This window comes from Carboxylicivirga sp. M1479 (assembly GCF_007097485.1).
Lineage (GTDB): Bacteria > Bacteroidota > Bacteroidia > Bacteroidales > Marinilabiliaceae > Carboxylicivirga.
Genome location: NZ_VKDE01000020.1, coordinates 98,338 through 122,554, shown reverse-complemented (window position 1 = coordinate 122,554; position 24,217 = coordinate 98,338). Strand labels below are relative to the sequence as shown.

Here is a 24,217-nt window from a genome sequence, read left to right as displayed (position 1 = left end):
GTGATATTGTCGTGGCTCGTTTTATTGCCTCTTTTGAGTCAATAACTAGATTACAGTTTAACTATCAAGTCTTTTTTTAGTTCGATTGATTTTCTTTTTAAAGGCTTTCATTTCTCCTTCAAACATGTCGTAAGCAACATATTTGCACTCCAATGGCCCGTTGTAAAGAGTATACTTTGAGTCAGGACGTAAACCAACTTGTTTTAAAGCATCAAAGTTTGATGTAATAATCCATGCTTGCCAATCGGTATAGTTTCTCTTCAGATGAGTGCCGATTTTTTTGTAGAACTCATCAATGTTATCCTTGGTTAAGCGTTCGCCATACGGAGGATTGGTAATCATCATACCACGAGGAGCTGTAGGCATATGGTCTTCCATATTGGAGCGCACAATTCTTATTTGACGATTCAAACGGAAATCCAATGACGCTGTTTTGGCCATGTCTACAGCCTGCGCATTATTATCGCCACCAACAATGTTCACTTTTGGATAACGAATTTTGCTTTCGGCTTCGCTGTATACTTTTTCCCAAAGAGCTTTATCAAAATCTCCCCACGACATAAAGCCAAAGTGCTTACGCTTGTAGTTGGCTGGCATATCGCAGGCCATCATAGCTGCTTCCATTAAAATGGTACCAGTTCCACACATGGGGTCAAGCAATGGAATGTCTTTGTGCCATTTGGCAATTTTAAGCATACCAGCTGCCAATGCTTCATTCAATGGAGCTTTGTGATTTGGATCGCGATAACCTCTACGGTGTAACGATTCAACAGAGCTATCTAATGACACAGTAAATTGGTCGTGTGATACGTGAATATTGATTTGTAAATCAGGCTTCTCTATGTTGATAGATGGGCGTTTGCCACTTTTTTCTCTAAACTGATCAACAATGGCATCTTTTGATTTTAAAGCCAGAAATTTAGAGTGTTTGAAGAAATCTGAAAAAGCAACTGCATCAATGGCAAAAGTGCTATCTTCATTGATGTATGCCGACCAGTCGTAGTCGTAAATGTTTTTGTAAAGCTCATCTTCGTTTTCGGCCTTAAATGTAAATATTGGCACTAAAACTCGAAGAGCTGTTCGCAGGTGTAAGTTGGCTTTGTACATTAGTTCCTTATCGCCAGAGCAAGTGACAGCTCTTTTAATAGGTGTTACATCTTTGGCTCCAATTTCCCTCAATTCCTCAGCCAATACTTCTTCTAAACCATGAAAGGTTTTAATTAATAACTTCATGCGAACGCTTTTTTCAATAAATCTTAAAAACCGTTATCCATTTAATAACAGTCTGTTATAATTATGTGCTTGTGTTTGTAGTAATACCAAACAAAACAGGCCGCAAATGTACGAAACTAATGGTTAAGAATCTATTTTGTGCTATCTATTCGAGTGCTCTTTTTACAATTCTTAACTACTGTAGTCTTATTAACGTTTGAATACTGTGTTTTGCTTCTCTACGTTTTGTTCCAATTTCATATCCATAAAAGAGCCTGAGAAAATAAGCCCTCCAATAATACCCATAAATATGTATATCACTTGTTCGCCCATGTGGCTATTACTAACCTGAGTGCCTAAAAACAAGGTGCTTAATCCAATAAAAGCCTTGCTTCCTGGAACCAGCATGATTATGCCAGGTATTAAGTAAACTAAACGAGGCGCCTTGGTTAGGTGGGCAAATAGTTTACTAATGGCTACGGCTACTATGGTTCCTATAAAAATACTTACCAATATGCCTGTAAAGTCTAAAAGCGTAGTTGTGTAAAAACAGATGAAGCCAGTGGCCACGCCAAGCGGAATGTCCTTTAACCGTACTTTAAATACGGGCATTAAGCTTAACGAAAGGAGTGGTATGGCCACGAAATTAACCCAGGTTGGAATGTCGTTTGTAATTTCGTGCGGTTTGAGCTCAATGAATAATGGCAATAATGTTACGCCTAATAAAACTCCAAAAAACTGTTTGAATAAGGAGACCAGTGCATCAAACAGTTTGGCTGTGCCCGAAACCAGGTTACGTGATGTGATCTCTTCGAGCGCTGTTGTGATGGATAAACCAGGCACGAAAATGATAATGGACGCCAGTATGGTCATTGAAATATTGATATCGGGATATACGGTTGATATTAAGCCAATAACAATGGTTGCCATAAATGCCACTAAAGATTCTAAAGTACTCCTGATGTAGCTTGATCTTTTGGCAAGTAAAGTTATGCCATATATAAGTGCGCCAATTAGTGTTGCTACAATAACGGATATCCAATTGGTATTTAGTACCACGCAAAACGAACCAGCCGAAATCATGAATGAAAATAATTCCACGATTTTGCTGTAACCAATCTTGACATTATTGAGTTTTTTGATTTCTCCCTGTGCATTTTCAAATGATAAGTCGTTGGAAATAACATTATCCGTGATTTCTACGACTCTGGAAAGTGCACCCAAATTAAGTTCACCAGGAGGAACGCATTCTACATGGTTGTAGGTATGCTCATCCTCTTCGTAAAAAACATAGTTAATCCATGTTGGTGTATCCATAAAGCTTCCCTTGACACCCTTTTTTTTAGCGATTTCGCTTAGGTAATCTTGCGATTTGTAGGATGGTACGCCATAGGTATGTAATGCTTTACCAAGCTGTACTATAAATTTATACTGATGAGGAATCTGCATTGAAAGAAAATCTTATCTGATATTTTTGAGCCGCAAAGTTAGATAAGTTTTAATTAAAGCTACTTGCTCAAAAACTGATATTTGTTGGCTTTTAAAATTAATTTATATATTTGCATCTAGATAAATAGATATGTTAATATATAAAATATAAGAGTAAGATGAGTTTAAATGTGATACAAGATCCGATTGATTCGGACAAAGTTATAATAGAGCAGGAGCTTGTAATACCTGAGATTGTTGATGAAATAAAAGAGGAAGAGCCTGTAAAAAAGAAGAAAAAGAAAAAAATATACGACACCAAGCAGGAGCCAAGAAAGGCATTGGGTACTTTCTTTCGGAATCATTTTAAAATGCTGATAAACCGAATGAACATGGCTGATAGAAAAGCCATGATAATGGTAAGGATCAATACTGCCATTATATCTTTGCTCATTGTTTTTAATCATAAAATAGATGCTTACGTTGATAACGCTAATGTTATAAGTATTGTGCTATTAGTAGGAGGAGGAGTTTCTTTAGTTTTGGCTTTATTAACGGCTAGCCCTATTGGAGCCTACATTCACCGTTTGTTTAAGTATCATCGTGAGATGAAAGAGAAATACCCTGACTTTAAGCACAACAGTTTTATGATGATGAAGCGCGTTGGTTTGGATGAATATGAAAAGTCGATGGACGCTGTGGTGCGAAATCAGGATTTGCAAATTGGGAACCAGGTGCGAGCCAGCTTTATGCTTAACCATTATGCCATATGTAAATATCAATTATTGCAATGGTCGTATAATTTATTCCTATTATCGTTTTTTATAAGCATTGGTATTTTCCTTTTTGGATACTTTTAATCTCTGACAAGCGGTTGATCGCATAATTTTTAATTTGAATTGGAAAGGCTTTGATTATATCATACTTTCGTATGTAAATTCAGCCTTGATCATGGATATTAAAAAAACAATTCAACAAAAATTCCCAATACTTATAGAGCCATCGTTATTGGTGGAAATGGAACGTTATTGCACCACCAAAACTCTTAAGGCGGGTAATAATTTTATAGAAATAGGGGATGAAGTAGTGGCCATGCCTTTGTTGCTCGACGGTGTTATAAAAGTGGTGCGAGAAGATACGGCTGGCAACGAAATATTGCTGTATTATTTAAATGGTGGAGATACCTGTGCATCAACCTTATCCTGCTGTATGGAACGGGCTAGTAGCGAAGTGCGGGCCAGTGTAATTGAAACGGTTACAGCTATTATGGTGCCCATCCGTTGTATGGAAGACTGGATGAAGAAATACAGTGGTTGGCGTAGTTTTATCATGCAATCGTATCGTTTGCGTTTCGAAGAACTTTTACACACCATCGATAGTATTGCGTTTAAAAAGATGGATGAGAGACTGGTCGAATACCTTATTCAATTGTCGGAAGAGAGAAATACAAAGGTGCTGTTAGGAACCCATCAGGAAATAGCGGATGATTTACACACTTCGCGTGAAGTAGTTTCGCGCTTACTGAAGCAACTTGAGAAACTTGGTAAGATTCAACTGTCAAGGAATAAAATTGAAATGCTTGATTTGTGATTGAAGAGTTTAGTGTTTGAAGTTTTAGTACCCCTTATTAAAGTCAAACCCAATAAAAAATAATAAAAATCCCCTTTATGTGACAATAGGCACAAAACAGCATTTTTTGTGGCATTAGTTTTGCCACCGTAATCAACGAAATAAAAACAATAAAAAATATATCATGGATTTAAAAGATGCTGTTGTCATTGACGTAAGAACAATCGAGGAATTTCAAATGGGTAATGTTCCTGGGTCAATTAATATTCCACTGGATACTATTCCAAATCGTTTGGCCGAAATCAAAGAAATTGGTAAGCCACTAATTGTTTGTTGTGCATCAGGTGCTCGTAGTAATTCTGCTTGTGGCTATTTGTATCAGAATGGTGTAACCGAGTTGTACGATGGCGGACCGTGGACGGCTGTTAATTCTCAATTGAATAATTAATAAGTATCGTTCATCAAGCAAACACAACACAAGATTATGGGATTATTTGATTTATTATTTGGCAAGAGAAAAAAAGAAGTGCTGGAAGCAATGGAGCGAGGCGCTAAAATTGTTGACGTTCGTTCTCCTGAAGAATTCAAATATGGCAAGGTAGACGGTTCGTTGAATTTTCCGGTTGACCGCTTAAATGCTAGCAATATCAAGAAATTAAAAAAACTTAACGCACCTATCGTGGTTTGTTGTGCATCGGGTATGCGCAGTGCATCAGCAAAAGGTATTTTACTGCAAAATGGCGTTGAGGAAGTTTATAATGCAGGGGCATGGCATAAACTTAATGGGTGGCTCAATTAATAATTTCTACAACAAAAGGACAATCGTCCAATTGAATCATCACAAGCCTACTATCAACTAACAAACTATTAAAGAAATGAAACGAATTATTATAATCGGCGGATTATCTGCCGGACCATCGGCTGCGGCCAAAGCACGACGTGAAAATGAGGATGCTGAGATCTTGTTATTTGAGAAATCGAGTAATATCAGTTATGCCACATGTGGTATTCCTTATGCTTTATCGGGCGTTATTAACAGTCGTAAAAAGCTAATTGTGGTTGAGGCCGAGTTGCTAAAAAATCGCTTTAATGTGGATATGCATCTTGAGGAAGAGGTATTGGAGATACTTCCAGATGCTCATAAGATTGTAACATCAAAAGGAGAATATGAATATGATAAGCTGGTATATGCTGCTGGTGCACATACCTTTATTCCTCCGGTTAAAAATATACAAATAGCTAATAACTGGTCACCATGCCGTAGTTTGGAAGATTACGACAAAGTGATGAAAGAAGCTATTCCTGAATCGGCCAAGCACATTACGGTGATGGGTGCAGGTTTGATTGGTGTTGAGGTGGTTGAAAATCTTCGCGAACTGGGTAAAGAAGTGACTCTGATTGAGGGTGGTTCGCAGGTACTGCCAATGTGGGAGAAGAAATTTAGTCATTTTGCCCGCAAAACGATGCAGGAGCATGGTATTGAGGTAATCACTGATACCTTTGTTAAGGAGTTTAAAGTTGATGGAGGTACCATTACAGAAGTGAAAGTATCGGATACTAAATCAGTAAAAACTGATTATGTGCTGATGAGTGTGGGTATTCGTCCTAATACAGAAATGCTAACAGCTAAAGGTGCTGAGGCAATTGGTAATGGAGCACTTAAGGTGAATGAGCGCATGGAAACAACATTGCCCGATGTATATGCAGCAGGCGATTGTGCGAGTATCAAAAATATTCAAACAGGAGAACACGACTATTTGCCATTGGGTACACATTCCAATAAAGGCGGTCGTACGGCAGGACAAAATGCAGCTGGTGGTTCTGATACTTTTGAGGGAGGTTATAAAACAGCCATCATTAAGGTGTTTGAAAAAACATTGGCACGTACAGGTATGAACCCTGCCTTTATGAACCAAAAAGGAATTGAGTTTAAAACCAATTTAATTTTGGCAGGCGCTACACCAGGTTATTATCCCGATCAAAAGGAGATGATTATCGAAACTTATTATGCACCTGAAGACGGAACAATTTTAGGTTGCGAAATATTTGGAGAGCATGGTGTTGATAAGCGTATCGATGTGATGAGTACAGCCATCTATGCCAAGCTAAAGATATCTGATTTACCAAAATTAGACTTGGCCTATGCACCACCGTTTTCGCCGGCTAAAGATCCGGTTGTTGTATCGGGGTATGTATCGTCTAACGCACTCAATGCTAACTACAGCGAGGTAAGTGTGGACGAATTGAAAGAGATTATTGCTAAGGAAGATAAGGGAAGTTATCAGATAGTAGATGTAAGAACGCAAGGGGAAATTGCGAAGCTAGGAAAGATTGAAGATGCCATTGAGGTGCCTGTTGATGCTTTACGAAATAATTTGGATAAACTGGACAAAAACAAAACCACCTATGTGTATTGTGCCAAAGGCTTAAGGGGGTATTTATCGTTTTTGATTCTCCAGCAAAATGGTTTTGAAAAGCTTCATAACCTATCAGGTGGATACACCATTTGGAATTACATGAACTAATCACTTCGATCTAAACTGGGGTACAGGAGATAGTGTTGAGGTGAATAAAAAGGCGATTGCTTGTTGAAGCAATCGCCTTTTGTATTTTATTGAGATCGGATTTTTAGTTTAATCCGCAAACATCAATGCCTTGATTAAAAACGATATCGCGAGGAATGCCAGCTTTGGCAATTCTATCCAGGTCAGCTTGTAAGGCAGGACGAATATTGCCCATTTCGGCCAACATATTTTTAGCCTTGTTGTAATCGCCATTACCTTGCATAATCAATAATTCAGCCGAAAGACTGTTCATGGCTTCAGTCATTTTATCAAAGTCAACCGTGTAGTACCCTGAGGCTTGGTCGTAACTAAAAGCACCTTTTTCCTGGAAATAGTTGAAGCGCATCATGTTGGCTTTACCATGTGCACTGGCAGCACCAAAGCGTACCGAACGGAAAATACCTGCCATAAAAGTCACGTAATTGTCCATTAAGTCTTTGTTTGTTAGCTCGCCCATTTCAGCAAGTTTACTTACCATGTATAAGCCCAGTATGTCGGCTTTAGCTTCTTCTACCGATGAAGCAGTTTCCTGCATCGCTTCGCGCACACTCTGGTTACCGTCTAAGGTCATTTTGATACCTAAGCCATGTGCCACCTCATGAAACATGGTGTTTTCAAAGAAAGCATCAAACTTCACATGTTTTTGTTGCTCTGGAGCAATTACAACCTGACTGATAGGAATTAGGATGTTGTCGAATTTAGCACGCATCGAGTTTTTCAACTGTAGCTTACGACTTCCTTTTTCAATGTGTACTTGCGGATCATTTGGTAGGTTAATTGCAATGGTTTTACTTCCTGCGTTACAGTCGCCGGCATAGTATAAAGCATCGTAGGCTCCCAGGTCACTATCCGTTCCTGGCACTTCTGCTTTGTATTCAGCAGGTACAGGTAACGATTCCTGAAGTTGAGGTAATAAGGATGCAAAACGTGTTAGTTTACCCGACCATTCTTTGTCTTTAATTAAGATGAATGATTCAAAAGCGGCTTTGCTTCCGTATAGTGCATCTTCATAGGTTTCAATAGGACCGACTACAAAATCAATGGTATTGGTTTTCATGTCCATCCAGGCCATGTCACTTGCCAAATAGTCGTTTGATAATAAGGCTTCGGCACGTAATGTCAGGTAGTTTCTCAAGCCCTCATCTTCGGCCAATGCAGCAGCTTGGTTTAATAATTCAGCAGCTCTGCTTAGCTCTGTTTTATACTTTTCGCTGTATGGAATCGCTTCTAAAGAATTGCCTTCCTTACGCTGAACAACGGTGTACAAGCCCGACTTGATGTCGCTGTCAAAAGCTGCAAATTCTTCCTTGGTCATATCCGCTGGATAGAATTGAGCACCTGCAGGTTTTTTGTCAATACCCTCAATAAACGATTGGTTGTTATTTAAACGTTCCCAAGGACCATAGTTGATCTGTACAAATTTCTTTAGGTATTCGTTGTCAATATTGTTTAGGATGGCAGCTCTGTCGCCCCAAGTTTGTTGCCAATACAAATCTTCCATTATTTGAGCTGTTTCAAATAATATTGGTAGCATTTGCTTTTCTTTTTCGCTTAATACGCTTAAGTCGGTGCTTAGGGTAACGGGTATAAATTCTTCCACCTTTTCCTGTATGTTTTCAACAGAACTGGTGTAGATAGGCTTGGGTTGGCAGCCTGTAATTAATAAGATTGCCATTAGTGGCATCAGTAATTTAGTCATAAATAGATGAATTGAATGTGATTGTTTAGATGCACAAAATACTAATATAGTATTATCTGAACAAGGATGATTGTCAGGATTGAATGGCTTAATCAATTATGATACTTCAATAGCAAAGTAGTTATTTGCCCATACATCATGATGTTTTTCCTTTATCAAAGGTATGTTTATGAGGTTTCTACCTGTTGTTTTTGTTTTTTACCCTATGCTTAACGAGTACTTAAGCCTATACTTAAATAACTTTAAGCATAGGCTTAATTATATATTTATGCTTGAGATTAGTGATGAACATACTATTGAAGCGTCATGTTCATGCTATCTCTACTTCTATTAAGCAAAGATGTTTGGAGTCCAACAATGTTCTTTTCAGGTTTACGCTTTAGTGGCGCGCAACATCTCACGTTTCCCCTTTGGTCCGGGCAGTCTTTCAACTGTGAATCCAATAGCTTGCATTGTTCTTCTGACAACACCCTTGGCACAATAGGTGGTTAGTATGCCATTTTTATTCATGGCATCGTATATTTTCTTAAAGATGGCTTCGCTCCACATTTCGGGCTGTACCTCGGGAGCAAAAGCATCGAAATACACCAAATCGTAAGTTCTGTCAAAGGTGATGGTGGTTAAATCGCTTTCTTCCTTGAGTAGTGTAAAATTGGACTTTAGTGTTTCTGGCGTATTCCAACTTAACTGATGAAGCTGATTAAATAGTTCTTTGTTCTTTTTATCCTCGGCAAAATTCAGTTCCAATGCAGCCTCCTGTGTAAGAGGGTATTTCTCTAGTGCATGGTAAAAAATAGTTTTACCTGCCTGATGAAGTGCTGATAAAAAAGCATTAAGTCCCGTTCCTAATCCGATTTCCAGAATGCTCAGGTTTTTTTGTGTGTGGTATTCTAATGCCGGCTCAATAAACACATGCATCGATTCGTTGCGTGCTCCGTTTACCGAATGGTAGTGCTCATCCAATTCGGGTACAAACAAGGTGTGCGAACCATCGGCCGATATTTTTAACTCTACTTTACGCGATTTATCTTTTAACATTGTATAGCTGCTTAATCGAGTTCTTCTATTTTAATTTGTTGCCGTTGGCGGGTGGGGAGGAATGATAAACATTTTTTATTTGTTTTCTTTTTTGTACCGCCCGATCGGTGTAATACACTGATGTACCAAGCTACCAAAGTAAGTCCCTTTACAACACTGGATAAGCTGATGGCCCACCATATACCTAGCATGCCCAGGTATTTTTCGGCCGAAAGAATTAGAGCTGCCGGCACCCGCGATCCTGTAAAAACAATGCCAATAATAGATGGAGGCACTGTTTGTCCAATGCCATTAAAAGCGCCTCGGGTAATAATTTCGATAATCATAAACACTTGCGAAACGGCCAGTATTTTCAGGTAAACTATGCCCATTTGTAAGGGCTCTGGCTCACGTAGGAATAAAGAGAATATTTGTTGGCCAAATACGATAAACGATATGGTAACAATGGTGCCAAGGAACACGCCAATACCCAAGGTGGTGTAATAGCCTTTTTTAATACGGCTCCAGTTGCTAGCACCATAATTTTGACCCGTAAAACTGCCCAAAGCGGTGGCAAAGCCCGATGAGGTCATCCATGAAATGGCTTCTATTTGTGCTCCTACACTTTGTACTGCTATGGGAATATCGCCCCATTTGGTTATCATGCGTGCTAATATAAGAGCGAAGCAGGCGAATAATGAACTCTCGGCAGCAACAGGCATTCCGAGTTTGAATATTTTGAGCGATATCTCTTTGGTTAGTTTAAAGCGCTTAAAATCCGGATCGATAACTTCTTTCTTTACCACGAAACGGATGTAGAAAATCCCGAAAACAACTACTTGAGCAATAACAGTGGCCCACGCAGCTCCTTGAATGCCAAAGGCTGGAATAAAACCAAAACCAAAGATTAATAAAGGATCTAGCAGCATGTTTAGCCCAAGGCCAACTAACAAATAGTAAAATGGTAAACGGCTGTTGCCAACACCATTGTATATACCCTGAAAAGTGGGGTTGACAAAAGTGAACACAAAACCCAAAGAAACAATGCGTAAATAACTGATGGCACCATCTTCAACCACGCCTTTTGACAAGCGAAAAACGCCGATCAGTTCTGGTGTAAATATTAATGCAATGGCGGCTATGATGATTGATAAAACCAGTGCCCAAAACAAGGAGTGACGAGCAAAACGTGCTGCCATCTCTTGCTCTTTGCGGCCTAAAGCTTGTGATACACCCACCTCAGCACCTACACGTGTAACTAACAAAAGCGACATGCCAAGCCATATGAAGAAACCAGCTCCTCCTACCGAGGCCACCGCATTACTACCTAAATGTCCCAACCAAATCATGTCGGTAAGGTTATAGGCCATTTGCATCAGTGAGGTGCCAATGATTGGTAAAGCTAATTTTACCAATTGCTTAAAAATAGGTCCTTTTGTTAAGTCTACGCTTTTGTTCATATCGGGTGCAAAGATAATTCTAATTGACGGATGCGAAATGATATTATATACTTTCCAATTAGAACAGTTGTTTGTTGCCTAGTTTCACGTATAAACCAAGGCGCATGCACGGCAATCCCATTTAACCTTACAACGTTCCATGTTACTCATCCGACATCAGCAACGTAGCTTGGGACCCACTTTTCTTTGATTTTGAATGGACAGAAAGTTGTATGACCGTAGGGAGTTCTTTCTGTCTCAAAACAAAGAAATTAGTGGGTAAGTGAGTGATGCAGTCGGCGGGCTTCTTTGTATACTTTCTTCGGCAGAAGGAAGAAAGTATAAGCCCTTGCGGCTAGAGTAAAATCAAGTTCTTTTCTCTTAAAGAGATGAGTTTCACGTAAAAGATTTTTAAATGTGAATTGCCCTGAAGGCACATGGTATTTTTAGGAAGAGATAAATAAGTAACTTGCTGGCCAAATAAATCACATGTCACGTAAAATTATCCATATCGATATGGATGCTTTTTTTGCATCTGTTGAGCAGCGCGATTTTCCAGAGTTGCGTGGTAAACCTGTGGCTGTGGGAGGAAGTAGTGAACGTGGCGTTATTGCAGCGGCTAGTTATGAGGCTCGCAAATATGGTATTCGGTCGGCCATGGCTTCAAAGATAGCGGTTCGTCGTTGTCCGCAACTTATTTTTCAAAAGCACCGTTTCGAAGTGTATAAGGAAGTATCGCAACAAATACGTGAAATCTTTTATGAATATACCCATTTGGTTGAGCCCCTTTCTTTGGATGAAGCCTTTTTAGATGTGACAGATAATAAAAAAGGTATTGAGTCGGCAACCGAGGTAGCTCGCGAAATAAAGCAAAAGATATTTGATCAAACACAATTAACGGCTTCAGCAGGCGTAAGCGTCAATAAGTTTTTAGCCAAGGTGGCCAGTGATCAGCGCAAGCCCAATGGTATTTTTATTATTAAGCCGTCGGGAGTGCAAGCTTTTATTGAGCAGTTGCCAATCGAAAAGTTTTTTGGTGTTGGCAAAAAAACGGCTGAAAAAATGCACCAGCTAGATATTCATAAGGGCAAAGATTTATTGAGGTTTGATTTGCCGAGAATGCTTCATTACTTTGGCAAGGCCGGTCATTATTTTTACGATGTTGCGCGTGGTGTTGATGAGCGACCTGTGCGCCCTAATCGTGAGCGTAAATCGGTGGGCATTGAAAATACCTTTAGTCGAGATTTAAAGGATGAACAGCAAATTAAGCATGAGGTAGAGACTTTGAAGCAGGGTTTGTTGAAGCGCCTTTCAAAGAGTGGGAAAGGGGGTAAGACTTTAACGCTGAAAGTGAAATTTGATAATTTTGAACAGATAACTCGCTCTAAAACCATTGAGCAGGAAATAGCAAGTAATCAATTAGCCAGGCTAGCAGATGACTTGTTGAACGAAGCGCCGATTAATCGTCCCATCCGCTTGTTGGGCCTAACGGTATCTAACTTTCAGGAGGATGCTACAACTGATGCCTTACAATTAAAAATTAATTTTTCAGACTAGCTTTTTTGAGCCAGACTTTCTAAGATTTTTGTTTTGTTCTCAATATCTGAGGTAATACCATTAACAGAAATGGTAGCTCCTGAAATGGAATCAATGTTTCGGCCGACTTCTAATTTTTCATCTTTACCATCATAGCCTATAAATTGCTTAAGCCACCCTTTGGCCGTTACTTCATGTCCATGGCTGGCCTGATAATTAAAAACCTTAACCAGTACCACCTCGTGTTTATGGTTGTAGAAAACCATGTAATCGAAGTATTCTGAATCTCCTCCAATTGGATTTGCACTTGGCGCAGAACAGCCGCCGGCTCGGCAACTGTTCACACGTCCAATGTAGCAATGTGTTATTTCTGAATTAGTATTATCACTCTGTATATTAAAAAACTTACCTTCCATCTTACTCGATACCTCGGTTGGTATGTTCATTTCCAACAGTTCTGGGTTGATGAGCTTGCAGGTTTTAATAAGCGTTTTGTGAATGGCTTTGTGTTCGTAATTCACTGAACTACCACCAATGGCCATAGCGCTTGAGGCAAATAAGAGTGTTATAAATACTAACTTTTTCATATGATTATAATTTGCTTTCATTTGCCATATGGAACTCTCAAGTATATTTTATCATCCTTCTGTGTGAAAATTTGGATAATCAAATTTACATGGTCGTTTCATATGTTGTTAATTTGCTTTCATTTCTTAAAACATGATACCAAATCCAGCGTTGAACGTTCTTGAAAACTCATCATCGGCAGCTGACTTAACAAACTGCACATCGGCTTTCAATACAGCATTCTGTGTCATTTTCCAGGTTAAACCTGTGGTAATGGCACTCTTATCGTACGCATCGTTTTTAGCAAGGTTACCAGCTACTTTGTTATGCGTGTCAAATTGTTCGTAACGAATAAACGGTATCAAATCAGTTGTAACCTTGTCAAGGTGTTTGAATACATTATAACCTGCTTCAATATAAAGACCATTTAAAGAGCTTCCCAAGTCGCTACTTGTAAATTCGTTGTACTGCTCAGTGTTTGAAAGTGAGGTGTAGTAGTACTGCCCTCTCAACTGAAGACCGCCATAAGTATAACGGGCATCTAATCCAATCATGGACATGCCAATAGTTGATGAGTCTGCAGCTGCAACAGCTTCTTTGTCACTTTTATCTATTCCATCATATAAGGTGCTTTGCGAGTCGCCAAAGTAACCTGACAAGCCCACATTCAGACCTCTAATGCCAAAGTACTCTACTTTACCTGTGAAGTTTGGTGAACTAACATAAGCCTCTGCACCTTTCTGACGTCCTTTACGCAATCCATTTTTACCACTGAACTTTCCAGATCCATCGTAACCATTAAAACCACCTACAACATATGCTTGATAGCGAATAGAGGCTGGTAAAATGTTACCAGTGAAACCGGCTCCAATTTCTCTCCATGTTGTTGGAGCAATATATTTATCAACTAAAGGACGTTCAACTCCGTTAAAAGTATTCGGCTCATGGTACTCATTTACAATACCCATTGGTATTAGCATCAAACCACCTCTAAACTGAAAGGCATTATTAATTTTGTGCTGAATAAAGGCTTGTTCTACATAAACTTCTTTTACATGTTCAAATTCAAGCTCTGTTACAAATTGAGTCTTCTCATTAAAGTTATAACCAAATAGCATAACTACTCGGTGAACATCTAACTGACCATTATTATATGTGTCTGAATTGAGTGGCTGGTTATAATGTACTTCACCATATCCTCCAATCGTAAGACCTTGATTTGAGTTTAAAAGTCGTTGTGCTGTATTTTGTTGTTGTTGGTTGGCTAGGTCATTTTGAGCAAATCCAAGTGTACAAGCAGCTACGAAAGCTGTTAGAAGTAAAATTCTTTTCATTTTATAATCTGTTTTCCCGTTTTTATTTAACATCAAAAGTGATTGTGAGTGTTGCAATTAATTACGATGCAAAATTGCTTAAAAAAACAGAGGTGTGTAATCCCTAATAATGGGTAAAATGAAGTTTAAAGAGGTCCGTGCTTTTGAGGGTGATGGTGTTGAAAGAGTCTTGTTGTTAGGTGTTTAGTGTGGGTGGTGGTGGTGTTTGTACTTCGCTGTTGATTCTTCTATCCCTACAATTAGGGATAAAAAAAGCTCCCTTTATGATTTAAAGGAAGCTTTCTGTATTGTTGGTAATAAGCTTAAAGCTCATTTGTTTCTTTAGAAATGTTTAGGAATTGTTCCATCATGTCTTTTCTTAAACCTTTGTAAAATGCTTTAACCATTTTAGGGTTGTCTTTTCCATCAGGATGATTAGCTTTTGCTACTAAGTCATTTCTAAAACCAATAGCTTTAACCATTACCTCTGCAACCTTATCATTATTAACATCATCTTTTATCAGTTGTTTCACGTATGCCTCTGTAATTAGCTCCGATGCTAAAAAGTTGATGTCTTTTTTTAATTCTCTTACACTTGCCATATACTTATGATTTAATGTATTAAAATGCTCTGCAAATGTAAGTATTTATTGCTTAATACGAAACGAGCCATGGTAATTGCTTCGCCTACATGTCCACATAGAAGCATGAATGGTTTTGGCGAGTTTCATCTTATAAATAAAGGTAAATTATACACAAATGAAATATATAATTTGAGCATGTGAATCGTTTTATAAGCAATAAACGGCAGTTTACTATGGTGTTAAGAACGTATGTATAATGGTTTGTATTATTTATTGTTGAGTTTGTAGTTATTAGATTGTAAATTGGTTTGGAGAATAATTTGCAACAATAGTTAAACAATAAATATCTTTGTTGGTTATTATTTAAGTCAGATCATTATTGACCATTTGATCTGTAATAATTTTAATTGAATAATAGAATTTATAACTTAAAAACTAAATTATGAGAAAGTTGTTTTTTACTCTTGCATTAGTTGCAGGTGTGGCATTGAGTTCAAATGCACAAGAAGTAGGTATTCGATTTGGTGGTGTTAATGGTGGTGGTGGTGCCGCTATTGATGGTATCTTTTCATTGGGGCAGTTTAGTCGTGTTCATGCCGATGTTGGTTTCTTTGATAGTGCAGTAGGTATTGATGCACTTTGGGATTTTCTATACCGCCCATTACAGGTTGAAAAATCGACCTTCCACTGGTATGCGGGTGTTGGACCATCAATGACTATTGGAGATAACTTTTGGTTAGGTGTTTCAGGAGAATTAGGAATTGAATACCGATTTGCTGGCGTGCCAATTGCTTTAGGTGCCGATTGGCGTCCGACGTTTTGGATTATTGATGACACAAGGTTTGGTGCAGATTCTTTTGGTCTGAACGTGCGTTGGGTATTTGGATCAGCTAGTAAATAGTATATTTTATAAAAATATTATTTGAAAGTTCATTGGTGTAGCCAATGAACTTTTTTTTGTGCCATCAATAAAAAGTGGTTGTTCATCTACAAAAGAATGATGTTTACCAAAAAACATCTTGTTTGACGAGTATTTACATAGCTGTTTTATAAGCCTTTGTTATCTTTGATACTGCAAAACTGCTAAACCCTAGTGTATTGAGAGGAAAAGTGTATCTGTTGAAGACCTGTAGTACGTGCAAGCGAATTATGAAACAGGTTAAGGAGTTCGGAGAGTTTGAGATTATTGATATAAAAGTTAATGCTCCTAGTGAAGCTGAAATTGATGAATTAGCAAAGAAAGCTGGTGGTTACGAATTAATTTTCAACAAGCAATCTCAGAAGTATCGACTACAGGGTTTGAAAGAGAAATCGTTGTCGGAACTTGATTATCGAAAGCTACTACTTGAAGAATATACTTTTTTGAAAAGGCCAGTATTTTTAATTGACGATAAAATGTTTATTGGCAATGGCAAAGCAACAGTTGATTTGTTAACAAAATATTTAATGTCAACAAAGAAATAATTAAGATATCCATTACTACCTAACCCAATTTTAGAAACCACGTAGTAATAAAAAGGCTTCCGTTCTGGAAGCCTTTTATTTTTTAGTTTAATGTTTCTTTGAGTTTCAGGATAACTTCGTTTTTAAGAGGATCAGGCAAGTTGTTTATTCTTGTTAGATGGGAGCTGCCTGGCGCAACGGCTCTTAAAGTATTTTCCAATCCTTTGTCATTAATTGAGGTAGCTCCCCACGGATCATTCTCACCAATAATTGCTATAATTTGCGGATCGTGAAGTTGAAGTTTAGTCATGAGTGTATGCATAGTTGGAATAAATTTAAGCGTATCACCTCCGGGTGCAAACATGCTACTGCTAATGGTGTCTTGCGAAAAGCCTTTTAAAAGTGGTTTCAGTGCTCCTGGTACATAAGCATAATAACCAAGTTCCTTGTAGGCTTGATAGAAAAAAGGTTTAATATCTTCCCAACTTTGATCAGATACATAAGCGATGTCGCTTCCTTTACTAAGGTGATCAAATAATACTTCTAAAGGAGCATCAAGTGATGGAATGCTCTCCATCTTACTTCCCCATTGCCAGAATGAGAATGGGTATTCTAGTACAACCAATTCAAACGCTTTTTCATAACCCATTCTAAATGTTAAGTTCTTGCGCTCAGCATAATCGATGAATAATGGCATAATTTCATCACGCTTCTCCAGGATGACCTTTTGGAAATTAGTGATTACTTGCCTTTCTTCAGATGTACCTACCGAATTAAAAAAATCGAAAATCCGTTGGTCTTCTCTTGCTAAGTTAACAGGTGCTACGTATGGTACACTCAAATCAACATCATTTGGGAATAAAGCTCGGTGGAAAATTGCCGTCTGTCCTCCTTTGCTAACGCCTGTTGTTGCCCACTTAGAAGTATATAGCTGCTTAAAGAATTGTATAATTCGGTGATGGTCATTCGCAGCCTGTTCCACCGTTAAATAAGTCCAGTCTAATGTGTCGGGTTGTGAGTCTGAAAAATATCGGTGCTCCACAATAATTTGATTTGACTCAACTAACTTGGCCAATTCACTGGTGTAATTTCTGTTGGCTGAATAGCCTTCGGTCACCATAACCATGGGAGCATTTATGTTCTTGTGAGAAACCCATATTCGTTGTTTAAAACTACCTTTGTTTGGATTGTTATGGTCAAGTGGTTGCTCAAACCTTATTAGCCACGCTTTGTTGAAAAGGGCTGAGTCTGCTTGGATTTCCTCTATTTCCATATTTTCTATAGTGGCAAATAGTTGTTCTGGAGTATTGATCGTTTTTGTGCACGCTTGAAGCGTTAAAAGGCACCCGATGAAATGTAACAAGTGTCTCATATTAAATAGTATATTGTTCATTTTTTTTCTTTTTTATAATACTCATTACTAACTTTTTTGGAAAGCTATTTATTGAGTATGATATACTATAAAGCTAACAGCTGCGGTTTGCTTTTGTAGATTGCAATATCATAATTCATATAATGAGCGTGTAAAGTTTTGTTGCTTAACTGGTTTAGCTTTATTCTATTATGAGCTTAATAGACAATTAATACAAGCACTTCGTATTGTTAAGTTGTTCGCCAACTTAGGCAAGCATGATTCGAGCCTATGTTTTTGCCGTAATTCAATTATCTATGAAATTAAATTGTGATTGTAGCTGAAAGCTACAATTAGGAATAGTGTCCAATCAGATGAGATAGTATTGATTGGGAGGTTGAATCAATTGATCCAGCACTCGTAAAGCCCTTTGCCAGACTTGTTGAGTGTGTTGTAATGTATAATGGTATAGTTCATTGTTATTATCACACGAGCAAACATAGTCAATTTTGCAACTATTTAAAATGAGGATGCTAATTTTTAATAGTTATAAATAAATTGATTTCTTAATCTTCATAAGTGGGTGATAGTTAGTTGTGAGCAGTTTTTAAATAATAATTTAGTTAAATAATGCTATAATTTCGAAACCTTATTGTAGTTTTGGCAGTAATAATCTATAAGCTTAATGTAAGGGATTGGACGGTAAAAAATCTTTGGTTTCGCTCGAAACTATTTATTACAAAATAAGCAAGGATGATATTGGGGTGGTGTTAAGGTAATGTTTATTGCTTTTAGTTTTGTTATGCGTGTAATAGTTTAGCTACACGCTTTCATTATGTATTATCTAATATTGATACTATGCGGAAGTGCTTATTTGTTTTCTGTATTTTTTTATATGTCTTTAGTACTAGTGTTCTTGCTCAGGTTGATAGGGAGTTTTGGTTTGTAGCTCCAGATGTGACTGTTGACCATGGAGATGATCCAATTGTTTTTAGAGTAACTGCGTTAGCTACCGATGCTAATGTTGTGATTAGCATGCCTGCTGATGGCGGACGAGTGATAAAAGCCCTTAATGTATCCGCCAATACTCAAGAAAGAATAGACCTTGATAAAAATGTGGTTGAAAACCACCCTTCAAATAGCATCAATAATAAAGGAATTTTAATTACTTCAGATGCTGATGTAAGCGTTTATTACGAAGTAGCAAACGGTGTTAACCCCGACAAATTTACACTGAAAGGTGCTAATGGGCTTGGGAAAGAGTTTTTTGTGCCTTCTCAAAATACCTTTCAAAATAGACCACATGGTGTTATTGCAGATGAGAAAGTTGACATTGTAGCTACGGAGGATAATACAATCATTGTAATTACTCCTACTGCCCCTATTGTTGGGCATGAAGCAAATGTTCCATTTACGATAACACTCAACCGAGGGCAGAGTTTTTGTGTAGAAAACCCAAATGATTCGTCACCAGGTTCTTCGTTGGCTGGTACATATATTTCTTCCGATAAAGACATCGCAATAACAATTAGTGACGATAGTATTTGGCAAGGGCCTGGATATGGTCCTTATGACTTAATTGGAGATCAGCTCATACCAACATCAGTTATTGGAACTGAATACATTGCTGTAAAGACAAGTCCCGATAACCGTACCGTTAATAAAGTATATGTGTTAGCTACACAAGATGATACATACATAACAGTAATTTACAATTCGCGTAAGGTTACCAAAACAATAGATAGAGGAGAACAGCTAGATTTAGATATCGAAGGAAACGCTTTGTATATTGAAGCTGACAAACCAATTTATGCTTATCAATTGGCCAGTTTATGGAATCGGAGTGGTAATGAAATGGGAAGTGCATTATTGCCAAGTGTGAGTTGTACTGGATCTAACACGGTGAGCTTTGTGCGAACATTTACTTTAGAGTTCTGGATTCAATTATTGGCTCAAGGTAAAAACCTAAACTCGTTTGTATTTCGGGATCAGAATGGGAATATTAGAAATGATTTAGATGGCGTAACTTGGGAAAAAGTTGAAGGGACCGATACAGGTGATCCTGATGAGATATGGTATAGTGGCGTTATTCAGTTAGATATTACCACAGGTTCACCTCATACGATCGAAAATACAAGTGGTCTTTTTCATATGAGTATTTTAGACGAAAATCAGGGTAGTACGAGTTATGGTTATTTTTCGTCATACGGTCAGCTGCGCCTTGAAGGACCATCGCAGGAATGTCAGGGTAATCAGATAATATTACGAACTGCCAAGCCCATGAAATCCTACAATTGGTTTTCTGAGCATACTGGCGATGTTGTTCAGTCTACGGATGCAACATTTGCAGTGTCGGAAACTGGAAATTACTGGGTTAGTGCCGAGGTTAATTTCGGCGGTTGTATTCAAACAGATAGTCTCTATGTAGAATTTCTATTGCCAGAATTTGATTTGGGGCCTGATACAGTTGTTTGTCCCAATGAGAGTGTTGACCTGGAAGTGGCACACGACCTTGGTGCCTACGAGTGGTCTGATGGAACAAATACGAACGCAACATCAGTGATGCTGAATGAAGGAGAAGTTAAAGATGTTTGGTTGACAATAACTGATGAACTTAATTGTTCTAATACCGATAGGAAGCAGATATCGACTCATCCCTTACCAATTATTGTACTCGATAAAACAGAACTTTGTTTTGGAGAGAAAATAATTGCTGATCAAAACGGTATTGAAAGATTTGAATGGTCCTTTAATGGTCTCGTTTTAAATACAGATCCAATGCAAAACTTTATAACACCAAGTGGTTCTGGTCTTTATTCTTTAACTGTTTGGGGAGCTCAGGGTTGTCCAGTGAGTCAGGATTTCAATGTAACAGTTAATGAAATCCCAAGCTTTGATATCGCAGATCAACTGGGCTGTGTTGCAGCATTAACTAATGTTTCGGCACCGTTGGTTGGTAATGGACATACTTACCTATGGTCAAATAATTCAACGAGTGAAAGTATCGATATTAATTTGGCCGGTGATTATTGGCTCGAAATAAGCAATCAATATGGTTGCATGGCGCGAGATGATTTTAATTTTGACTTTTTGCCACCAGCTCCTTTTGATTTAGGGCCAGATAGAGAGGAATGCGCAGGTATAACCTTAACAATTGATCAGGGAGCTAATTACTCTAATTATGAGTGGCGATTTCAAAAAGATGGTGTAGGAGCAATCATTACCTTACCTACTCCTACGCCCGAGCATGCTTACGAGATAAATCCAGCTTCCGCCAACGATAATGGGCGTTATTATGTGTCTGCAATTGATGTTGAGGGCTGTGCAGTAGCTGACGATGTAGAAGTGAATTTTGTCGATGCGCCTGATCCACAACTAGGGCTGAGTGAGAACTTATGTGCCAATGAAGAAGTTACTTTGTCTGTTACAAGCGGATATACCAGTTATACATGGACCGTTGATGGTGTTGAAGATGCAAGTTTGATAGGCGCAGAAATTGAGGTTAGTAAGTCTGGTCTTTATCGTGTAGAAGCCAGTATTGGTGGTTGTACAAAGGCCAATGAGATTACCGTAACAGAACATGCTAATCCCTCAATTGAGCTATCTGCTCCAGCCAATATTTGTCCGGAACAAACAGGAGTTATTTCAGTGAATAACTTTACAGCAGCTGATGGAGATTTTGAATATCTAGTATGGAACGATGGTCAACGTCGTTTTAATGATTGGAATACTGCTCAATTGGAAATACAAGGAGCTGGCTTGTTTAATGTAACTGCCTATGATGAATATGGATGTAAGGCCACTGACGAAGCAACTGTAGGTGCTTTTGCTAAAACGGATATTGCTCTCCCTGGACCAGTTGAAACTTGTGAAAATGTTGAGCTCGTATTAAGTAATCCAATTGTAGATGCTCAATCGTATGATTGGTATCAGATTAATGCCATGGGAGATGTACATTTGTTAGCGAATGCTGACTACTCCACAAGTGCTGCGGGTTCTTATCGATTGGTGCTTACAGATGTTAACGGATGTAATAGTGAAGATACTTTAGTGCTTAAGAATTTACCGATACCAACAGTAGATCTAGGTCCCGATAGAGAGATGTGCGAAGGAGATTCAATCGTTTTGAAAACCGACCCTAGCTATGCCTCTTATAAATGGAATGGGGATAATAGCCTTAATGGAACCTCAATTGTTGTAACTGCCGATAATGCCTATCGGGTGGAAGTAACTAACAATGACGGTTGTACTGCAGAAGATATCGTTCAAATTGATGTTAATCCAATTCCTCATTTTACAGTAGCTGATGTATCGGAGTGTTCAGGAGATCTGGGTACTTTAGTTGCTCCTGCTGGCTTAAGTAATTATCGTTGGTCAAATGGTGCAGTAACACCAATGATTTCTGTCAAGAAAGGAACTTATCAATTACTTGCCGAAACAGATAAAGGTTGTGTTGGTACCGCTACTGCTCATGTGAATTGGCACCCGGTACCTGAAGTAAGTATTGGAGCCGATACTGCAATCTGTCCAGTGGATATGATTGAACTTGTTGCTACGCCTGGCTTTGCCTCTTATAAATGGCATAACAATGAAATTGGACAGAGTACTCATGCTAGTTTTTCAGATACTGTAAATGTTGTTACAGTGGTTGATGAACATGGCTGTATGGGTTTTGATACCAAAATGGTGCATGCTTTACCTGCTCCTGACTATGAATTATGTCCCGACACTTCTGTTTGTTCAAATGATTCTTTGTTGCTTGAGGCAGGTTATGATTACTTCGATTATAGATGGTTTGATGGAAGTAGAATGCCTACGTTTACTGTGCGTCAGCCTGGTATATACTCGGTTAGTGTACTCGATGGATGTTTCTGGTTAAGTGATACGACAACAGTCGTTTTTAATGAGACACCTGTAATTGCCCAATTAGATACCCTTATTTATGGGCAGATAGGTATTTTGGCCGAAGGCGGAACTGAGCCCTACGAATATGCGCTTAATGATGAGTGGCAAGAGGAGAATGTGTTTAAGCAGCTCGAGAATGGAACATATATTCTGCAGGTTCAAGATGCCAATTACTGCATGGCAACCGATACCGTTTTCTTAAATTCAATAGTTGATATTGATATCCCCAATTTCGTTACACCAAATAATGATGGATTTAATGATAGGTGGGAAATTGATGGATTGGATAAATTTCCTGACTCAATTATAAAGATTTATGATCGTTTTGGTAAGCTTATTATTGAATACAAGGCTTCTGAGCCCGGATGGAATGGAGAATATTTGGGTAGGCCAGTTCCCTCAGATGCCTACTGGTTTATAGTTGAGGTTATTCCTTTGGAGAAGATACTAAAGGGGCATATAACTCTTAAGAGATAGAAGGCAAATGGTACAGGAAATAGCAAAATATCAGATGCTTGGAGTTGGTCAGAAGGCACAGAGTGATAAACCTCACAATATGCACTTTTGTAGAATGTTGATGGTGTTGTTTTTCGTGAGCTTGTCTTCATTGACAATGGCTCAAAAGTATTATATAACCAACCAGTATCTTTATGATATGTATTTGATGAACCCTGCTGGTGCGGGCTTTTATAAAGGCTGTTATGAGTTTAGTGCCTATTATCAAAAGCAATGGTTTGGGGTTGATGAATCGCCCACAACTCAGGTATTAAGTTATCAGGGGCCACTGACTAAGGGTTTAGGTTTGGGAACTTACTTTTACAATGATCGGAATGGTTATTATTCAGAGATGGGCTTTCAAACATCCTTGTCCTATGAAGTGATGTTTTCACGTAAGAGAAAGCGTACAGCTTCCATGACTTTTGGTATGTCAATTAACGCTGAGCAAAGTTCTATTGATCAAACCCAATTGACAGACGGGGCAATTCTCGATCCTGTTTTTTCAGGGGCGAAAGAAAGTGGCTGGGGTTTTAATTCCAATGCAGGTATTTTATTTAAGTACAACGATTATTACCTGGGATTTTCGGTTACCAATTTATTGCCGCAGAATAATCCCATGTACACCCATGACGAAGAACCTGCATTAACATCTGATATTCATATTCATGGAGGAACATCGTATAAAATTTCTGATCGGGATATATACATTGAGCCTTTTATTATGTATCGAAGAAATATGCTAGTAGATAGTAAGTTGGATTTGAGTACAAAATTATTTTTTCCAACACCCGATCCAAATCTCTCATTTTGGGGTGTCTTAAGCTATCGACGTACAATGGATCATAACTTTGGTAAAAGTCTAGGTCTGGGAACAACAGGCGGCGTTCAAATTAATAATTTTATGGTAGGATTGGAGTATCAACTTGGATTAACCAGTGCTCAGGTAGATTATGGAAGTTCTTACCAATTGATTCTAAAATATCGAATTTGTAAAGATAGGTCCAAAGGTTCTATTCCTTGTTCCGAACGAAATCGGAATAAGAAAAACAAAGCCATCAAACGTCTTAAATTATAGTCCTCTCTTGATTGGTG

The 24,217-nt window shown here is 38.3% G+C and carries 19 protein-coding genes; 10 read left to right on the top strand and 9 right to left on the bottom strand.

The features are described 5' to 3' along the window. Positions 1-57 precede the first annotated feature (57 nt). Positions 58-1,233 carry a class I SAM-dependent RNA methyltransferase gene (locus FNN09_RS13490; protein ID WP_143302895.1) on the bottom strand — a complete coding sequence of 392 codons (1,176 nt, stop codon included), beginning with the start codon at positions 1,231-1,233 and terminating at the stop codon, positions 58-60. Positions 1,234-1,422: 189 nt separating this feature from the next. Continuing rightward, positions 1,423-2,661, bottom strand: a complete 1,239-nt coding sequence (locus FNN09_RS13485) for a threonine/serine exporter ThrE family protein (RefSeq protein ID WP_143302894.1) — start codon at positions 2,659-2,661, stop codon at positions 1,423-1,425. A 158-nt stretch (positions 2,662-2,819) separates the two neighbouring features. On the opposite strand from FNN09_RS13485, the gene FNN09_RS13480 reads away from it, so the two are divergent. From FNN09_RS13480 to FNN09_RS13460, 5 genes are all read left to right on the top strand, one after another. Next, entirely contained in the window at positions 2,820-3,500 is a 681-nt protein-coding gene (locus tag FNN09_RS13480; RefSeq protein WP_143302893.1) for a hypothetical protein, read from the top strand. 91 nt (positions 3,501-3,591) lie between these two features. After that, positions 3,592-4,230 (top strand): Crp/Fnr family transcriptional regulator, encoded by a 639-nt coding sequence (locus FNN09_RS13475; RefSeq protein ID WP_221932499.1) that lies wholly within the window; start codon positions 3,592-3,594, stop codon positions 4,228-4,230. Positions 4,231-4,393: 163 nt separating this feature from the next. Beyond that, positions 4,394-4,657, top strand: coding sequence for a rhodanese-like domain-containing protein (locus FNN09_RS13470; protein WP_143302892.1), 264 nt, complete (start codon positions 4,394-4,396; stop codon positions 4,655-4,657). 36 nt (positions 4,658-4,693) lie between these two features. Next, on the top strand, positions 4,694-5,008 hold the full coding sequence (locus FNN09_RS13465; protein WP_143302891.1) for a rhodanese-like domain-containing protein: 315 nt from the start codon (positions 4,694-4,696) through the stop codon (positions 5,006-5,008). A gap of 76 nt (positions 5,009-5,084) precedes the next feature. After that, positions 5,085-6,734, top strand: coding sequence for an FAD-dependent oxidoreductase (locus FNN09_RS13460; RefSeq protein WP_143302890.1), 1,650 nt, complete (start codon positions 5,085-5,087; stop codon positions 6,732-6,734). A gap of 103 nt (positions 6,735-6,837) precedes the next feature. Here FNN09_RS13460 and FNN09_RS13455 read toward each other — a convergent pair whose 3' ends face one another. From FNN09_RS13455 to FNN09_RS13445, 3 genes are all read right to left on the bottom strand, one after another. Then, positions 6,838-8,472 carry a Zn-dependent hydrolase gene (locus FNN09_RS13455; RefSeq protein ID WP_143302889.1) on the bottom strand — a complete coding sequence of 545 codons (1,635 nt, stop codon included), beginning with the start codon at positions 8,470-8,472 and terminating at the stop codon, positions 6,838-6,840. 372 nt (positions 8,473-8,844) lie between these two features. Continuing rightward, positions 8,845-9,510 carry a tRNA (5-methylaminomethyl-2-thiouridine)(34)-methyltransferase MnmD gene (mnmD, locus tag FNN09_RS13450; RefSeq protein ID WP_143302888.1) on the bottom strand — a complete coding sequence of 222 codons (666 nt, stop codon included), beginning with the start codon at positions 9,508-9,510 and terminating at the stop codon, positions 8,845-8,847. Between the two features lie 11 nt (positions 9,511-9,521). Beyond that, positions 9,522-10,949, bottom strand: coding sequence for an MATE family efflux transporter (locus tag FNN09_RS13445; RefSeq protein WP_143302887.1), 1,428 nt, complete (start codon positions 10,947-10,949; stop codon positions 9,522-9,524). A gap of 468 nt (positions 10,950-11,417) precedes the next feature. Here FNN09_RS13445 and dinB point away from each other — a divergent pair, with 468 nt between their 5' ends. Further along, the gene (dinB, locus tag FNN09_RS13440; RefSeq protein WP_143302886.1) at positions 11,418-12,485 is read left to right on the top strand and encodes a DNA polymerase IV; all 1,068 of its coding nucleotides are present in this window, start codon (positions 11,418-11,420) and stop codon (positions 12,483-12,485) included. Here dinB and FNN09_RS13435 read toward each other — a convergent pair. The 3 genes from FNN09_RS13435 to FNN09_RS13425 form a co-directional block, all read right to left on the bottom strand. Next, positions 12,482-13,051, bottom strand: coding sequence for an FMN-binding protein (locus FNN09_RS13435; RefSeq protein ID WP_185968997.1), 570 nt, complete (start codon positions 13,049-13,051; stop codon positions 12,482-12,484). The two genes, dinB and FNN09_RS13435, sit on opposite strands and share 4 nt — an antisense overlap. 126 nt (positions 13,052-13,177) lie before the next feature. Then, positions 13,178-14,365, bottom strand: coding sequence for a hypothetical protein (locus tag FNN09_RS13430; RefSeq protein WP_143302884.1), 1,188 nt, complete (start codon positions 14,363-14,365; stop codon positions 13,178-13,180). Between the two features lie 302 nt (positions 14,366-14,667). Next, positions 14,668-14,946, bottom strand: a complete 279-nt coding sequence (locus FNN09_RS13425; protein ID WP_143302883.1) for a hypothetical protein — start codon at positions 14,944-14,946, stop codon at positions 14,668-14,670. 424 nt (positions 14,947-15,370) lie between these two features. Between FNN09_RS13425 and FNN09_RS13420 the strand changes: the two genes are divergently transcribed. Together FNN09_RS13420 and FNN09_RS13415 are read left to right on the top strand one after the other, a co-directional pair. Beyond that, positions 15,371-15,829 carry an outer membrane insertion C- signal gene (locus tag FNN09_RS13420; protein WP_143302882.1) on the top strand — a complete coding sequence of 153 codons (459 nt, stop codon included), beginning with the start codon at positions 15,371-15,373 and terminating at the stop codon, positions 15,827-15,829. Positions 15,830-16,038: 209 nt separating this feature from the next. After that, positions 16,039-16,392: an arsenate reductase family protein gene (locus tag FNN09_RS13415; RefSeq protein ID WP_255434118.1), complete on the top strand. Its 354-nt coding sequence runs from the start codon at positions 16,039-16,041 to the stop codon at positions 16,390-16,392. 82 nt (positions 16,393-16,474) lie between these two features. Here the strand turns inward: FNN09_RS13415 and FNN09_RS13410 are convergent, their stop codons facing one another. After that, the gene (locus tag FNN09_RS13410) at positions 16,475-17,764 is read right to left on the bottom strand and encodes a S28 family serine protease (protein WP_143302880.1); all 1,290 of its coding nucleotides are present in this window, start codon (positions 17,762-17,764) and stop codon (positions 16,475-16,477) included. An 816-nt stretch (positions 17,765-18,580) separates the two neighbouring features. Between FNN09_RS13410 and FNN09_RS13405 the strand changes: the two genes are divergently transcribed. Next, positions 18,581-23,104, top strand: coding sequence for a T9SS type B sorting domain-containing protein (locus tag FNN09_RS13405; RefSeq protein WP_143302879.1), 4,524 nt, complete (start codon positions 18,581-18,583; stop codon positions 23,102-23,104). A gap of 79 nt (positions 23,105-23,183) precedes the next feature. After that, positions 23,184-24,200 carry a type IX secretion system membrane protein PorP/SprF gene (locus FNN09_RS13400; RefSeq protein WP_221932498.1) on the top strand — a complete coding sequence of 339 codons (1,017 nt, stop codon included), beginning with the start codon at positions 23,184-23,186 and terminating at the stop codon, positions 24,198-24,200. Positions 24,201-24,217 lie beyond the last annotated feature (17 nt).